A 16,086-nucleotide genomic window follows, 5' to 3' on the forward strand; every position below is an offset into this window, starting at 1 on the left:
ACTAATTTTCATAATTAAATCTACATTATAGCAAATTTAAAACAAAATCAGCTATCATGATTACAGAAAACTCACATTGAGGGGTAAGAAATGCTTAAAGCTATTCATTCCGTTCAAAATGGGTAAAAATGTTCGCCTCAGATGTTGTAATAATATTTATTATCTTTTTTGGTGTTAGTTTTATTCTTTTTGGAAAGGAAAAGAATGTTAAAAAGGATTCAAAAATCCTCGATGCAATTATGAATATTATATTCGTAATTATTGTTGTATGCATTCTCTTTCCTTGGTTACCAATGCTGTTATTCTATGTATTTGGTTTTCTAGCATTACATGTTATTCCATATTAAATAACTTCTACACTCCTTTAGTCAATCTCATGTTGATAAGCTTACTATATAAGATTAAGGGACTTTGCGCTTAAATACCCCTTAAAAAGTGAGTTTAAAAAAGGCTTATGGTTTTGTTTCTATCCATTTTTAAAAAAAGTTTTAATGATTTTTTAAGCGCTAGAATGATTTTAATCAATCTTGGCCCTATCCTTTTGAGTTTGGCGTTTTTTGGAGCTATCTTTTATTACAATGGCGGGAGTATTGTGGGTTATTGCCAAACTTTATTACCGCAATCTTTGAATGATTATTCCCATTCTCAAGGCTTTTTTGCTGGTGTGTTCACATGGGTTTTTAAAGCGTTAGTGTATTTTCTTATTTTTTGGATCGTGATTCTTTTGAGTTTAGTCATCAATATTTTTGCGTCTATTTTTTACACCCCTTTAGTGGTCTCTTATTTGCACCAAAAATATTATTCTCATGTCGTTTTGGAAGAATTTGGCTCTATTCTTTTTTCTGTTAAATATTTTTTAAAATCGCTCCTTTTTATGCTTTTATTCTTAGCGGTTTTAACGCCCTTTTATTTCATTCCCTTTATAGGGGTCTTTGGGGTCTTTTTTTCTATAATTCCGCATTTCCTTTTTTTCAAAAACACCATGAGTTTGGATATAGCTAGCATGATTTTTAATCATCAAAGCTATCAAAACCTACTCAAACAACACCGGTTAAAGCATTATCGTTTCTCGTTTTTTTGCTATCTTTTTTCCTTAATCCCTTTTTTTAATTTTTTTGCCACCTTATTGCAAACCCTAATGCTAGCGCACTACTTTTTTATCCTTAAAGAAAAAGAATGCTAGATTTTATTCAAGAGCTTAGCACCCCCCATGTTAGGGATTTTTTCTTGTTGTTTTTAAGGGTTAGCGGCGTGCTGTCTTTCTTCCCTTTTTTTGAAAACCATTTAGTGCCTTTGTCAGTGCGTGGGGCTTTGAGTTTGTATGTGAGCGCGATTTTTTACCCCACTTTAGAATTTTCAAACGCCGCTTACACGCCAGAAGGTTTTATTATTGCTTGTTTATGCGAGCTGTTTTTAGGGGTGTGTGCGTCTGTCTTTTTACAAATCGTTTTTGCAAGCTTAGTGTTTGCCACTGACAGCATTAGCTTTTCTATGGGACTTACCATGGCGAGCGCGTATGATCCCATTTCAGGATCGCAAAAACCCATCGTGGGGCAAGCCCTTTTATTGTTAGCGATTTTAATCTTATTGGATTTATCGTTCCATCATCAAATCATTTTGTTTGTGGATCACAGCTTAAGAGCCGTCCCTTTAGGGCAATTTGTCTTTGAGCCAGCGTTAGCTAAAAACATTATCAAAGCCTTTTCGCATCTCTTTGTCATAGGGTTTTCTATGGCGTTCCCTATTTTATGCTTGGTGTTATTGAGCGATATTATTTTTGGCATGATCATGAAAACCCATCCTCAATTCAACCTGCTCGCTATCGGGTTTCCGGTTAAAATTGCGATCGGGTTTGTGGGCATTATTTTAATCGCTTCGGCTATCATGGGGCGTTTTAAAGATGAAATCAGCCTGGCCTTTAGCGTTATTAGTAAAATCTTTTAAAGGATAAACATGATTAGTTTTAAAGAAGCTCTAAAAATCCATTCTAACATTCCCCTAAAACCCTTAGAAGTAGAAGTTGTCTCTTTGTTTGAAAGCGCAGGGCGCATTTTAGCAGAGGATATTATTTGCGCTCACGCCTTGCCTAAATTCAATCAAAGCGCAATGGATGGCTATGGGTTTAAAATGCAAGATTTGGGCCAAAAAACTCAAATCGTTCAACACATCTTTGCCGGAGATGATGTGAGCGCTTTAGAAGTCAAAGAAAATGAATGCGTTAAAATCATGACTGGAGCGATGGTGCCAAAGGGAATAGAAACGATCGTTCCCATAGAATGCATGCTAGAAAGCCATAAAAATTTCGCCCTAGCTCCTAAAGATTTTAAAATTCACGCCAATATCCGTCAAAAGGGCGAGAACGCTTCTTTAAACAGCGTTTTAGTCCCTAAAAATACCCGTTTGAATTATGGGCATATCGCGCTCATTGCCTCTCAAGGGTTAAAAGAAATCAAAGCGTTTAGAAAATTAAAAATCGCTCTCTTTAGCAGCGGCGATGAATTAGTGCCTTTAGGGCAGAACGCCCCAGAATGCCAAGTTTATGATGTTAATTCAGTGGGTATTTTCAACATGCTTAAAAACTACAACACGCATTTTCTAGGGGTTTTAAAAGACGATAAAGATTTACAACTTAAAATACTTGAATTACAAGATTATGATGTCATCCTTTCAAGCGCAGGGGTGAGCGTGGGGGATAAAGACTTTTTTAAAGACGCTTTGAAAGAAAAAAACGCCCTTTTTTATTACGAAAAAGTCAATCTCAAACCGGGAAAACCGGTAACTTTAGCCCAACTCAATCAAAGTATCATTATAGGCTTACCGGGCAATCCTTTAAGTTGCTTAGTCGTTTTACGGGTTTTGATTCTACCCTTATTGGAGCGCTTATCCTTAAATAAAGATTTTAAGCTAAAACCCTTTAAGGCTCAAATCAATGCCCCTTTAAAGCTTAAAGGCGAACGCACGCATTTAATTTTAGGCAACTATTCAAACCACCAATTCATTCTTTACAACAACAACCGCTATGAATCAGGAGCGATTCAAGCCCTTGCGCAAGTGGATTCTATCGCCTTGATTGATGAAGGAGTGGGATTGGTTCAGGGCGAAATTGAAATTTTAAGGTTTGAGAATTAAAATGGCCTCTAACAATGCTATAATGGCAAGTTCAAAACCCCACTCATAAAGGTTCTGTTTGTGGATAACTACACCTATAGCGAATTGTTAAAAAGCTTGCAAAACAAATGCGATAATATCGCTTTAATCATCAAGCCTGAAAAGATTAAGCAAGAATTAGAACGCATTGAAAAAGAGCAAGAAGACCCTAATTTTTGGCAAGATGTCTTAAAGGCTAGAGATACTAATAAAGAAAAAGTGCGTTTGAACCGCTTGCTAGAAACCTATCAAAAAACCAAAAATTCTTTAGATGAAAGCGTGGAATTGTTTGAACTCGCTCAAAACGATAACGATGAGGTTACTTTATCCTTGCTCTATGAAGAGGCTCCCATTTTAGAACACAGCGTCCAAAAAGTGGAAATTGAAATCATGTTAAGCGGTGAAAACGACGCCTCAAACGCTATTATCACCATTCAGCCTGGAGCGGGGGGGACTGAAAGCCAGGATTGGGCGAGTATTTTGTATCGCATGTATTTGAGGTGGGCGGAAAGAAGGGGCTTTAAAAGCGAGATTTTAGATTATCAAGATGGCGAAGAAGCGGGCATTAAAGGAGTCGCCTTTATCATTAAGGGCGAAAACGCTTATGGCTATTTGAAAAATGAAAGCGGGGTGCATAGGCTTGTAAGGATTTCGCCCTTTGATGCGAACGCCAAACGGCACACGAGTTTTGCGAGCGTGCAAATTAGCCCTGAATTGGACGATGATATTGATATAGAAATTGATGAAAAAGATGTCCGTTATGATTATTACAGAGCCAGTGGGGCAGGCGGTCAGCATGTCAATAAAACAGAAAGCGCGGTCAGGATCACGCATTTTCCTACCGGTATTGTGGTGCAATGCCAGAACGACAGGAGCCAGCATAAAAACAAAGCGAGCGCGTTAAAAATGCTTAAATCCAAGCTTTATGAATTGGAATTAGAAAAGCAGCAAAGCAGCACCAAAAATGAAGAAAAAAGCGAGATCGGCTGGGGGCATCAAATAAGAAGCTATGTCCTAGCCCCCTACCAGCAAGTCAAAGACGCGCGCTCCAATATTGCTTATAGCAATGTGGAAGCGATTTTAGACGGCGATATTGATGCGATTTTAGAGGGCGTTTTGATTGCTAAAGCTTAAGTGCGCTAAAATGATAGCCGATAAATTATGGTTACTATAAAACGCTTTTTAAAACCAATTGGCAAGGAACAACAATGACACAAGAAGAATTAGACGCTTTGATGAATGGTGGCGATTTGGAAAACTTGGAAGCCCTAGAGGCTAAAGAAAAGGTCAAAGAGGAGACTAAAGAAGAAACTAAAGAAGAGCCTAAAGAGGGTAAAGAGAATTCCGGTTCTAGTGAAAAAATGACCGTCAAAAAAGAGGACGCTGAAAAATACGGCAAGATTAGCCCTAACGAATGGCCGCCCCCTCCCCCCACTGAAGAGCATAAGGTCGTGCATCAATTAGACGATGTTACAAGAGATTCTGAAGTGAAAGCCACGCAGATTTTTGATCAATTGGATTTGATCGGGGCTAGCGCTGAAAAAATCGCTAAAATGGTTAAAAAAATCCAAGAACCTTTGCAAAAACACCAAGAAATTTTTGACAATTTGCATGGCCATTTCCCCCATGTTGAATCTTTTAAAACCGCGCTCAATGAGCAACAAGAAATCCTAAACGCCCTTAAAAGCATTGAAGAAGAAGCCACCAATTGTTCTGATAGCTCCATGCAAGCGATGGATATTATGCAATTTCAAGATATTCACCGCCAAAAAATTGAACGAGTGGTCAATGTCATGCGAGCGCTCAGCCAATACATGAATTCGCTTTTTGAAGGCAAAATTGATGATTCTAAGCGCGTGAGTTCAGCGACTTTTATCACCGGCGATGACGATAAAGATTTAGCCAGTGCGGATGATATTGAAGCCTTGATCGCTTCTTTTGGAGCCAAGTAGTTTTGAACCAAGTTGAATTACTCTCTCCAGCCGGTAATTTAAAAAAACTTAAAATCGCTCTCAACTATGGGGCTGATGCGGTTTATGGGGGAGTGAGCCATTTTTCTTTACGCAATCGCGCTAGCAAGGAATTCACTTTAGAGACCTTTAAAGAAGGGATTGACTACGCCCATGCGTTGGATAAAAAAGTCTATGCCACGATCAATGGTTTCCCTTTCAATTCACAGCTCAAACTTTTAGAAGAGCATCTTTTTAAAATGGCAGAGCTAGAGCCAGACGCTTTCATTATCGCTGCGCCTGGTGTCATCAAGCTCGCTTCAAAAATCGCCCCGCATATTCCCATCCATTTATCCACGCAAGCGAATGTCTTAAATTTGTTAGATGCGCAAGTGTTTTATGATTTAGGGGTTAAACGCATCGTGTGCGCTAGGGAATTGAGCCTGAATGATGCGATTGAAATTAAAAAAGCCCTACCCGATTTGGAATTAGAAATCTTTGTGCATGGGAGCATGTGCTTTGCCTTTTCAGGGCGTTGCTTGATTTCGGCTTTACAAAAGGGGCGCGTGCCTAATAGAGGGAGTTGCGCGAACGATTGCCGGTTTGATTATGAATATTATGTGAAAAACCCTGATAACGGCGTGATGATGAGGTTGGTTGAAGAAGAGGGCGTAGGCACGCATATTTTTAACGCTAAAGATTTGAACCTCTCTGGCCATATCGCTGAAATTTTAAGTTCCAACGCCATTAGCGCGCTTAAAATTGAAGGGCGTACCAAGTCCAGTTACTACGCCGCGCAAACCACGCGCATCTATCGTTTAGCGGTTGATGATTTTTACCATAACACCTTAAAGCCGAGTTTTTATGCTAGCGAATTGAACACGCTTAAAAACAGGGGTTTTACGGACGGCTATTTGATGCGAAGACCTTTTGAAAGGTTGGATACTCAAAACCACCAAACAGCCATTAGCGAAGGGGATTTTCAAGTCAATGGCGAAATAACAGAAGACGGGCGTTTTTTTGCATGCAAATTCACCACCACCACTAACATGGCTTATGAAATCATCGCCCCCAAAAATGCCGCTATCACGCCCATAGTCAATGAAATTGGCAAGATTTATACCTTTGACAAACGCTACTATCTAGTGCTGTATAAAATCCTTTTAGAAAATAACACCGAGTTAGAAACTATCCATAGCGGAAACATGAATTTAGTGCGATTGCCTGCACCCTTACCGGCTTTTAGTTTTTTACGCACCCAAGTAGAGTCTAAAAATGGCGTTTAGAGATTAGGTATTAAAAACGATTAAGAGAAACGCATGCCCTTAGAAACTATCACGCTCGCTCATATTTACGAAGAACAAGGATTTTTTGAAGAAGCGTTGCAAATTTATACTAATATTTTAAAAAAAAACCCCAACCATGCAGAGGCGTTAAAGCAAATGAAGCGTTTGGAAAAAATCCAAAAAAATTGCACTCCTTTCAAACACGACGCGCTATTAGAGCGACACTATTTGAATTTTATCAAAGGGGATTTTTTGAGCGTTGAGAATTTAGAACAATGGCTGGTAGAATGGAATTGAAAAACATTATTTCAGAAACCCTTAATGAAATTGAAAAAATGGCTAAAACCATTGATAATAACTTTGATGCGGTGCAAAAAACGCCCTCTTTTTTCAAAACGCCTCCCTATTTGCAAAACGCCAAAAACACTGAAACGCCACCAATGAGTAACACGGAACCAAAAAACGCTACTAAAATAGAAACCCAAGAAAAAATCACAGAAGAAAATACAGAAGAAAAAGAAGAAGCAAAAGGAATCATTACAGAAGAAATCACGCTAGAAACCCCCACGCAAGTGTTAATTTCAAGCGAGCGGGTTTTTTTAAAAAACTTACTAGAAAGAACTTTAGTGTTATTGAAAGGCATGCAAGCTTTAGAAGAAAAAGAAGCGCTGAAGCGTTTGGATTTAGTAGCACGTTTCTTGCAATACCAATTGAGCGTGCTTGAAAAACGATTGGAATCTTTGGAGCGAGAAAACACGAAGTAGCATGCAAAAATAAAGTTTTGTTTTAATTAAATACTGACGCTGAAATTTTATTTTAATTTTAAAAAATGGGGTTTTAGTTACTTTATTTTAAACTCATTTCCTTAAGGGGATAGAGGTATTTTGAAATCATTCTCCCCCTTTTAACCCCCCTAAAATAAGAAATTATCGCTTACTTATGCAGGCTCTTTTGAGGGTAAAAAACACTCAAAGCATTTTTTAATTTTCAATATTCCCTGAAAACAAAGCCTTAAATTTCTATTAATAACTATGATAATGTTTTGAATTTTTATTTTTAAGACATCTTTAAGGTATCTTTAGTAATAAAATGCTAAAATCAAGCCCTTAAAACATTAACAGAGTTAATCGTTTTTAAAGTTGTAAAAATCATTGAAGGAGTTAATTGAAGTATGATAGAAGTTTTAATGATAGAAGATGATATAGAATTAGCCGAGTTTTTGAGCGAGTTTTTGCTCCAACATGGCATTCATGTAACCAATTACGATGAGCCATACACCGGCATTAGTGCGGCCAACACACAAAATTATGATTTGTTGTTATTGGATTTGACTTTGCCTAATTTAGACGGGCTTGAAGTGTGTAGGCGCATTTCCAAACAAAAACATATCCCTATTATTATTTCTTCAGCGAGAAGTGATGTGGAAGATAAGATTAAAGCGCTGGATTATGGGGCTGATGACTACCTCCCTAAACCCTATGATCCTAAGGAATTATTGGCTCGTATCCAATCCTTACTCAGGCGTTCTCATAAAAAAGAAGAAGTGAATGAGCCAGGCGATGCGAATATCTTTAGGGTAGATAAGGATAGCCGAGAAGTGTATATGCATGAAAAAAAGCTAGACTTAACTAGGGCTGAATATGAAATCCTTTCGCTTCTCATTAGCAAAAAAGGTTATGTGTTTAGCCGTGAAAGCATTGCGATTGAGAGCGAGAGCATCAACCCTGAAAGCTCTAATAAAAGCATTGATGTGATCATTGGCCGTTTGCGATCCAAGATTGAAAAAAATCCTAAGCAACCGCAATACATCATCTCTGTTAGAGGGATTGGTTATAAATTAGAATACTGATTCTAATGAGGAGTTAAGGGATTTTGCGTTTCTCTATCTTTTTTAAGGTTGTCGCTTTGTTTATGATAACGCTCTTTAGTTTTGGAGCGTTCGCTTATTATTTCGTGTCTTCTCAAATCAGCCATGAAAACTATCAAAACGAAATGCGCCATTACCAGTTTGTTACCACTATCAATGAAATTTTAAATAACTACTCTGATTATACAGCCATAGAAGATTATCTCTATAAAATTGGTTTTAGAGAAACCACAATAGAAAATTTAGAAAAGGTTTTAGCCAAAAGACGCCACCAGTTGCACCATAGGAATATTGGGTATGCGGAAGTGTTCAAATTCAGCGACATGGTTTTCATCCTTTTAAAAAAGGATGAGCATTTTGTGCTTTATAAAGATTTGCATTCGGTTTCTTATAGGAATTATTTCTTAGCGATTACGGTAGGTTCATTATTGATTCTATTCCTCTTTTTATTTGTTTTACAGAGTTTATTGCCCTTAAGAGAGTTGAGATCTCAAGTGAAGCGATTCGCTCAAGGGGATAAAAATGTGAGTTGTAAAAGCAAGCAAAAAGATGAAATAGGGGATCTGGCTAACGAATTTGACAATTGTATTCTAAAAATCAATGCGATGAATGAATCTCGGGTTTTATTTTTGCGCTCTATCATGCATGAATTGCGTACCCCTATCACTAAGGGCAAGATACTAAGCTCTATGCTCAAAGAAGAATTGCCACAAAAGCGCTTCATTTCCATTTTTGATCACCTAAACACGCTGATTGAGCAATTTGCCCGCATTGAGCAACTCGCTTCCAAAAATTATGGGAGCAATAAAGAAAAATTTTTAATGAGCGATTTGATCGATAAAATTGAAAAAATGCTTTTAATTGACGAAGATAAAAAAAGCCCTATCCATGTGTCCTCTTCCAATTACATTATTGAAGCGGATTTTGAATTATTTGCCATAGCGTTAAAAAACATGGTAGATAATGCGATCAAATACAGCGATGATAAACAGGTGTTTTTGGATTTCATCGGCAATGATTTGGTGGTGTCTAATAAAAGCAAACCTTTAAAAGAAGATTTTGAAAAGTATTTGCAACCTTATTTTAAATCTTCTAACCCCAGCCAAGCCCATGGGTTTGGGTTAGGCATGTATATCATTAAAAACGCTTTAGAGGCTATGGGATTGAATTTGAGCTATCATTATGGCAATGGAAGAATTTGTTTCACTATCCATGATTGCGTTTTTAATAGTTTTTACGATTTAGAAGAGGGTAATGAAGAGCTACCCCCCCCCCCCCGAAAATTTGAGAGAGGTGAGCGGAGTGAAGGGGATAGAAAAAGCCAATTGTGGGGTTAAAGAAAAACAATAAAGAGAGAACATGTTCAAACGATTGAGAAGATTACGAAGCAGCGAAAACTTAAGAGCGATGCTAAGAGAAACGCACCTAAATATTGATGATTTCATCGCTCCCTTATTTGTCATAGAAAGCGGTAGTTATATTAAAAATGAAATCAGTTCCATGCCTGGCGTGTATCAAATGAGTATAAAGCCTCTTTTAAAAGAATGCGAAGAATTAGTGGAGCTTGGTACAAAAGCCGTTTTATTGTTTGGCATTCCTAAACATAAGGACGCTACAGGAAGCCATGCACTAAATAAGGATCACATTGTCGCAAAAGCTACGAGAGAAATTAAAAAACGATTTAAGGATTTGATCGTTATAGCGGATTTGTGTTTTTGCGAATACACCGACCATGGGCATTGCGGGATTTTAGAAAACGATTCTGTGTCTAACGATAAAACGCTAGAGATTTTAAATCTTCAAGGGCTTATTTTAGCCGAAAGCGGCGTGGATATTCTAGCCCCAAGCAACATGATGGATGGCAATGTTTTAAGCTTGAGGAAAGCACTGGATAAGGCCGGGTATACCCACACGCCCATCATGAGCTATTCCACTAAATTTGCGAGCAGTTACTATGGGCCTTTTAGAGATGTGGCCAATTCTGCGCCGAGTTTTGGCGATCGCAAAAGCTATCAAATGGATTACGCTAATCAAAAAGAAGCGCTTTTAGAAAGCTTGGAAGATGAAAAGCAGGGCGCGGATATTTTAATGGTGAAACCGGCTTTAGCGTATTTGGATATTGTTAAAGAGATTAGAGATCACACTTTGCTCCCTTTAGCGCTCTATAACGTGAGTGGGGAATACGCCATGCTCAAACTCGCGCAAAAACACAACCTGATCAATTATGAAAGCGTTTTGTTAGAAACGATGACTTGTTTTAAAAGGGCGGGAGCGGATATGATTATCAGCTATCATGCTAAAGAAGTGGCTAACTTATTGCAAAGGAATTGAATGGGACGAGCGTTTGAATACAGAAGAGCGGCTAAAGAAAAACGATGGGATAAGATGAGTAAGGTTTTCCCCAAGCTGGCTAAAGCGATCACTCTAGCGGCAAAAGATGGCGGGAGCGAGCCGGACACGAACGCCAAACTGCGAACAGCGATTTTAAACGCTAAAGCGCAAAACATGCCTAAAGACAATATTGACGCGGCGATTAAAAGGGCGAGCAGTAAAGAGGGGAATTTGAGTGAAATCACTTATGAGGGTAAGGCGAATTTTGGCGTGTTAATCATCATGGAATGCATGACTGATAACCCCACCAGAACGATCGCCAACCTTAAAAGCTATTTCAATAAAACGCAAGGAGCGAGCATCGTGCCTAATGGCTCTTTAGAGTTTATGTTTAATAGAAAAAGCGTGTTTGAATGCTTGAAAAATGAAGTGGAAAATTTAAAACTCAGCCTAGAAGATTTAGAGTTCGCTCTCATTGATTATGGTTTGGAAGAATTAGAAGAAGTGGGAGATAGAATCATTATTAGGGGGGATTATAACAGCTTCAAGCTCTTAAATGAGGGGTTTGAAAGCTTGAGATTGCCCATTTTAAAAGCGGGTTTGCAACGCATCGCCACAACGCCCATTGAATTGAATGATGAACAAATGGAGTTTACCGAAAAATTATTGGATAGGATTGAAGACGATGATGATGTGGTCGCGCTTTATACGAATATTGAGTGAAAGGCTCAAAGGCTCAAAGGATTTTTAACAAAACCAACAAAAAGTTTTGTCGCTATAAGCTTGTAAAATCCTATATAGAGTTATAAAACTCCTTTTTTATTGGATTTTAACCTTATTTTTATTGAATAAAGGTTTTTGTTTTTATCAAACATGAAAGCTTTATTCAATATTCTTTTTTAAAAAACTTGTTTTTAAGCTTTTTTTATGGTTAATTTTTTTGTGGTAAAGTTATTTCTTAAAGCGGATAGGGGGGTTTTGAAACAACCCCCCCTTTTTTTAACCCCATTAAATCCCCTAAAGAAGTGCTTTAAAAAATTATCGCTTGTGTCTTATGTGAGTTCTTTTATATTTATTTTAGAAGGCCTTTGAGTATTTTATTACCAATATGAGAACAAATCCAAACCCTAGATTTGCAGATTTGTGTCTCAATATCCATCAATAGAGAAGATTAACCCCTATTTGAATAACAAGAGAGATGAAAGATTTCTATAAGACGAATCTTAATGATTAGCCCCTAAACTCTGGCTTATTGCGTATCATCTTGCGTGTCGTTTTGCACGTCATCTTGCAAATTATCAGACTTCTTGCCAATCACTTCTTCTAACACTTTACAGCTACCACTAAAGCCTAGAGTGCACCCTTTCTTATAATATGAAGTGGCTTTCTCCAAATCTTTTGGAGCACCCTTACCCGTGTAATACATCACCGCCACATTATGACAACCGCTCCCCCTTTTTAAATAACAACCCTTTTTATAAAGATTCAAGGCCTGCTCTCCATTTTGTTTGACATCCATACCGACTTCATACATGTATCCCAAACTCACACAGCTCGCTCCGTCTTTTAAATGGCACCCTCTTTTAAAATTCGCAAAGGCTTTTTTCAAATCCTTCTGTACGCCTTTGGCGCTCCTATACATATACCCTACAAAGTTACAACTAATGCCATAATTCAAACTGCAAGCGTATTTAGAAAGAGAAAGGGCTTTGGCATAATTTTGCTTCACGCCCGTGCCATTAAAATACATAAAACCTAAACTCCCGCAGCTCACCCCACCCTTTAAGTGGCACCCTCTCCTATAATAATAGATAGCCTTTGGAAGGTCCTTTTGAACGCCATCGCCATCTTCATACATAGAGCCTAAACTCGCGCAAGCCAAATAATTCCTTAAATTGCACCCTCTTCTGTAATAAAAAACGGCTTTTGGAATATTCTGATCCACGCCATCGCCATCTTCATACATAGAGCCTAAACTCGCGCAACCAACCCCCACCCTTAAATTACAGCTCCTCTTATAAAAAGCCACCGCTTTATGGTAATCCCCTCTCTTAAGGGCTTGATTAGCCATCTTAAAATATTTCTCACCGGTTGTAGCCACCAAATAATTGAAACAGCTTGCCATTAAAAACAAAATCAAAAACCACTTTTTAGTCCAACTCTTTATCATCTCATTCCTTACAAAACTAAGCCAAAGCTTGCACAAAGAAAAATCAGTAAAACCCCAATCTAATTGGTTATTATAGTATAATATTCAAAAAAATAAATTCAACTTTTGGATTAAATTGATTTAAAAAACCTGTTTTAGGGAAACCACTTAAAATGAGTATTACTATTCCTATTGTTATCGCTTTTGACAATCATTACGCTATTCCGGCTAGCGTGAGTTTGTATTCCATGCTAGCTTGCGCTAAAACAGAAAATCATAACAAAAAGTTATTTTATAAAATCCACTGCTTGGTGGATAACTTAAGCCTTGAAAACCAACGCAAATTAAAAGAAACTCTAGCCCCCTTTAACGCTTTTGCGAGCGTGGATTTTTTAGACATTTCAGATCCTAATAACCCTACTACTACCCTAGCAGAACCTTCTGTCATTGATAAAATCTATGAAGCTTTTTTGCAACTCAATATTTACGCTAAGACTCGCTTTTCTAAAATGGTCATGTGCCGCTTGTTTTTGGCTTCTTTATTCCCGAAATACGAAAAAATCATCATGTTTGATGCGGACACTTTGTTTTTAAACGATGTGAGCGAGAGTTTTTTTATCCCGCTAGATGGCTATTATTTTGGAGCGGCTAAAGATTTTTCTTCCGATAAAAGCCCTAAACATTTTCAAATAGCGCGAGAAAAAGACCCTCGTCAAGCCTTTTCCCTTTATGAGCATTACCTTAATGAAAGCGATATGCAAATCATCTATGAAAGCAATTATAACGCCGGGTTTTTAGTCGTGAATTTAAAGCTGTGGCGTGCTGATCATTTAGAAGAGCACTTATTGAATTTAACCCATCAAAAAGGCCAGTGCGTGTTTTACCCTGAACAGGATCTTTTAACGCTCGCATGCTATCAAAAAGTTTTAATCTTACCTTATATTTATAACACCCACCCTTTCATGGCCAATCAAAAACGCTTCATCCCTGACAAAAAAGAAATCGTCATGCTGCATTTTTATTTTACAGGAAAACCTTGGATTTTACCTACTTTTTCGTATTCTAAAGAATGGCATGAGACTCTTTTAAAAACCCCTTTTTATGCTGAATATTCCGTGAAATTCCTTAAACAAATGACAGAATGTTTAAGCCTTAAAGACAAACAAAAAACCTTTGAATTTCTTGCCCCCCTACTCAATCCAAAAACCCTTTTAGAATACGTCTTTTTTAGATTGAATAGGATTTTCAAACGCTTAAAAGAAAAATTTTTTAACTCTTAGCGTTCTCGTTTGGGCAACACGCTATAGGCGAATTTAACATAAATCGCCAAACTGATCAAAAGCACTGCCACGCCGATAGCCAAATACACCGCATAAGTGATTTTATCCGGTTCGCTCACGCTGAATTTAAACACTAACATTAACGCTTCAATGGCTAATGCGATAATGATAGAGCCTAAAAACCTAATCATCGTGCGGTGGATCGCATGGTGGTTGTCCCCGCTATTTTTACCCAAAACTTCCTCCTCAAAAATCGCCTTGACTAGATCAAAGGTGGCTAAGGCTAGGGTTAAAAGCACAATGGGGTGGAACACTTCTTTAATGTCAAAACTGCTAAAATTGACAATCGCTGTCCAAAAGCTAGAGATGCATTTCACAAATAAAAGCAACGACACTAAAGTGAGCATGATAGAAATCATAAAATACATGACCATGCTCCCTTCGCTAAAGGTCCTGAAATACTTTGAAGGCGAGCTGATTTCAATCGCCACCCTCAAAGGGATTTGCAAGCACACCACAAACGCTAGATCATTATTTTGATCATACACCGGGTAAGACGCGCTCACTACCAAATGGTTTCCTTTTTTAGAAGGATAGGGGTCTGTTAAAATGCAACGCTTTTCACTCACGGCTTGATAAAAATAATATTTATCGCTAAAGCTGGCATGCGATTCTAATTCAATCCCTTCTGTTAAATCATGCTCTAATATCCCCTCCTTATGCCCCTGCTCTTTAAGTTGGCTTGGCTTAAGAATTAGCATGCCCTTAGCGTCTAACACAAAAAAACTTTTTGCCATTTTGATTTCAGCATGCATTTTTCTGATCTGTTTGTTTAAATAATCCAAAGTGATTTCAGGGAGGTGGTTGCGGATATTGTGCGAAAACAAATAGGTAAGATAAGCGTATAACTCGGTGCGGATCTTGGAATATTGGACAATGTCTCTACTTAACATCAAAAGGCCTTTAAAAAAAATTTATGCGATGAATTGTAGCACTTGTTTTAAAGAATTATTTAAACCACCCCTTGCATCAATGATAAAGGAGGCGTTTTTTTCATAGAGGGCTTGGCGTTTTTCAAAAAGCTCTTTGGCTTGAATGAGGTTATTCAAAAGGGGGCGTTTCTCCCTTTCTTTTTGATTCAAACGCTTAATCAAGGTCTCAAAATCCATTTTGAGGTAAAAAGTTATACCTAAACCCTTAAGGTTATCATGCATCACAATGCCCCCACCGGTAGAAATAACATGGGGGGTTTTGAGCGTTTTTAATTCATCAATCAAATTTTTTTCAAACATCCTGAAATTGTCTTCGCCAAGCTCTTCAAAAATTTCCCTCACGCTCAAGCCCACCCTCTCGCTAATGAGCATATCCGTATCCAACACTTCTAATTTCAAAGCCAGCCCCAATTCTTGCGCTAAAGAGCTTTTACCGCTCCCCATAAAACCGATTAAGACTAAATGCTGCATGCTTTTATTTCAATTTTAATTCATACGCCCCGTTTTTTTCTTCCAAAAGATAGCGGTATTTCCCGTCTAAAATGAGCGTGATGCGGTAATAATCTTTGTGCGTGCCGACTTTAATTTGAGAAAAAAACTTCTGGTTTAAATCCATGTTTTGATAAATATCCAAAGGGCCTTTTTGCGTGTCCAACACGATTCTATAAGGATTGACTAGCACAAAAGAGCGCAAAATTTTATAAGGAGAACGCAAAATCATCGTGTTGTTTGCCATTAAAAAATCAAAATCTTGGATCTGATAGCGTTTTTCAAAGGGGGTTTGATTAAGGGTGTGTTGGGAAAGTTTTAAGGGGTAGTGCCAATCAATGCTTTTATCAATACCCACGACTTTAGAATGGATAGAGCCATCAATATCCTGGTAAGTGAGCGTGATTTTTTTTAAGATCCTAGCGCTCGTGGGCAAATCCACATGGATTTCTTTGAGGTAGTCATCATAGATCCCGCTAAAGCCCCCTTGCAAATTCTTGGAATTGATTTCAGGCTCAAAAGGGTTGTCTCTGGCTAATAAAACGCTTAAAACCGCCACCAAACCTATCATCTTTTTTAACACTACCATTTCCTTA

The 16,086-nt window shown here is 37.9% G+C and carries 18 protein-coding genes; 14 read left to right on the forward strand and 4 right to left on the reverse strand.

The window, feature by feature from the left end; translation table 11 throughout:
* Nucleotides 1-128: 128 nt before the first annotated feature.
* The 13 genes from G6069_RS07900 (at nt 129) to G6069_RS00665 (ending at nt 11,303) form a co-directional block, all read left to right on the forward strand.
* Nucleotides 129-347 carry a hypothetical protein gene (locus tag G6069_RS07900; protein ID WP_120972845.1) on the forward strand — a complete coding sequence of 73 codons (219 nt, stop codon included), beginning with the start codon at nt 129-131 and terminating at the stop codon, nt 345-347.
* Between the two features lie 107 nt (nt 348-454).
* Nucleotides 455-1,183 (forward strand): EI24 domain-containing protein, encoded by a 729-nt coding sequence (locus tag G6069_RS00610; protein WP_197293053.1) that lies wholly within the window; start codon nt 455-457, stop codon nt 1,181-1,183.
* A complete protein-coding gene (gene fliR, locus G6069_RS00615; protein WP_187898665.1) occupies nt 1,177-1,944 on the forward strand; it encodes a flagellar biosynthetic protein FliR in 768 nt (255 codons plus the stop codon). The genes G6069_RS00610 and fliR overlap by 7 nt, the downstream gene beginning before the upstream one ends.
* Nucleotides 1,945-1,953: 9 nt before the next feature.
* A complete protein-coding gene (locus G6069_RS00620; protein ID WP_197293054.1) occupies nt 1,954-3,129 on the forward strand; it encodes a molybdopterin molybdotransferase MoeA in 1,176 nt (391 codons plus the stop codon).
* 60 nt (nt 3,130-3,189) lie between these two features.
* On the forward strand, nt 3,190-4,281 hold the full coding sequence (prfB, locus tag G6069_RS00625) for a peptide chain release factor 2 (RefSeq protein ID WP_108342202.1): 1,092 nt from the start codon (nt 3,190-3,192) through the stop codon (nt 4,279-4,281).
* Nucleotides 4,282-4,355: 74 nt separating this feature from the next.
* A complete protein-coding gene (gene cheZ, locus G6069_RS00630) occupies nt 4,356-5,099 on the forward strand; it encodes a protein phosphatase CheZ (RefSeq protein WP_197293055.1) in 744 nt (247 codons plus the stop codon).
* Between the two features lie 2 nt (nt 5,100-5,101).
* Nucleotides 5,102-6,382 (forward strand): peptidase U32 family protein, encoded by a 1,281-nt coding sequence (locus G6069_RS00635; protein WP_197293056.1) that lies wholly within the window; start codon nt 5,102-5,104, stop codon nt 6,380-6,382.
* Nucleotides 6,383-6,415: 33 nt separating this feature from the next.
* The gene (locus tag G6069_RS00640; RefSeq protein WP_197293057.1) at nt 6,416-6,679 is read left to right on the forward strand and encodes a tetratricopeptide repeat protein; all 264 of its coding nucleotides are present in this window, start codon (nt 6,416-6,418) and stop codon (nt 6,677-6,679) included.
* Nucleotides 6,670-7,146 carry a CiaD-like domain-containing protein gene (locus G6069_RS00645; RefSeq protein ID WP_197293058.1) on the forward strand — a complete coding sequence of 159 codons (477 nt, stop codon included), beginning with the start codon at nt 6,670-6,672 and terminating at the stop codon, nt 7,144-7,146. Before G6069_RS00640 ends, G6069_RS00645 begins: the two co-directional genes overlap by 10 nt.
* 407 nt (nt 7,147-7,553) lie before the next feature.
* Complete coding sequence (gene arsR, locus G6069_RS00650) at nt 7,554-8,231, forward strand: acid response regulator transcription factor ArsR (protein ID WP_025222433.1); 678 nt, start codon at nt 7,554-7,556, stop codon at nt 8,229-8,231.
* Between the two features lie 23 nt (nt 8,232-8,254).
* Nucleotides 8,255-9,586, forward strand: a complete 1,332-nt coding sequence (gene arsS, locus G6069_RS00655) for an acid-sensing histidine kinase ArsS (protein WP_197293059.1) — start codon at nt 8,255-8,257, stop codon at nt 9,584-9,586.
* 22 nt (nt 9,587-9,608) lie between these two features.
* Nucleotides 9,609-10,580, forward strand: a complete 972-nt coding sequence (gene hemB / locus G6069_RS00660) for a porphobilinogen synthase (protein ID WP_197293060.1) — start codon at nt 9,609-9,611, stop codon at nt 10,578-10,580.
* A complete protein-coding gene (locus G6069_RS00665; protein WP_197293061.1) occupies nt 10,581-11,303 on the forward strand; it encodes a YebC/PmpR family DNA-binding transcriptional regulator in 723 nt (240 codons plus the stop codon).
* A gap of 526 nt (nt 11,304-11,829) precedes the next feature.
* Here the strand turns inward: G6069_RS00665 and hcpD are convergent.
* The gene (hcpD, locus tag G6069_RS00670) at nt 11,830-12,750 is read right to left on the reverse strand and encodes a Sel1-like repeat protein HcpD (RefSeq protein ID WP_197293062.1); all 921 of its coding nucleotides are present in this window, start codon (nt 12,748-12,750) and stop codon (nt 11,830-11,832) included.
* Nucleotides 12,751-12,902: 152 nt separating this feature from the next.
* Here hcpD and rfaJ point away from each other — a divergent pair, with 152 nt between their 5' ends.
* A complete protein-coding gene (gene rfaJ / locus G6069_RS00675) occupies nt 12,903-14,009 on the forward strand; it encodes an HP0159 family lipopolysaccharide 1,6-glucosyltransferase (RefSeq protein ID WP_197293063.1) in 1,107 nt (368 codons plus the stop codon).
* Here rfaJ and G6069_RS00680 read toward each other — a convergent pair.
* Genes G6069_RS00680 through G6069_RS00690 form a run of 3 tightly spaced genes read right to left on the reverse strand, consistent with a single transcriptional unit; the run spans nt 14,006 to nt 16,073 of the window.
* Nucleotides 14,006-14,962, reverse strand: a complete 957-nt coding sequence (locus tag G6069_RS00680; protein ID WP_000952282.1) for a PDC sensor domain-containing protein — start codon at nt 14,960-14,962, stop codon at nt 14,006-14,008. The two genes, rfaJ and G6069_RS00680, sit on opposite strands and share 4 nt — an antisense overlap.
* Nucleotides 14,963-14,983: 21 nt before the next feature.
* Nucleotides 14,984-15,472 (reverse strand): shikimate kinase, encoded by a 489-nt coding sequence (locus tag G6069_RS00685; RefSeq protein ID WP_197293064.1) that lies wholly within the window; start codon nt 15,470-15,472, stop codon nt 14,984-14,986.
* A gap of 4 nt (nt 15,473-15,476) precedes the next feature.
* Nucleotides 15,477-16,073, reverse strand: coding sequence for an AMIN domain-containing protein (locus G6069_RS00690; protein ID WP_000914516.1), 597 nt, complete (start codon nt 16,071-16,073; stop codon nt 15,477-15,479).
* Nucleotides 16,074-16,086 lie beyond the last annotated feature (13 nt).

It is taken from the genome of Helicobacter pylori (genome assembly GCF_017594925.1).
In the GTDB taxonomy this organism is placed as follows: domain Bacteria; phylum Campylobacterota; class Campylobacteria; order Campylobacterales; family Helicobacteraceae; genus Helicobacter; species Helicobacter pylori_DP.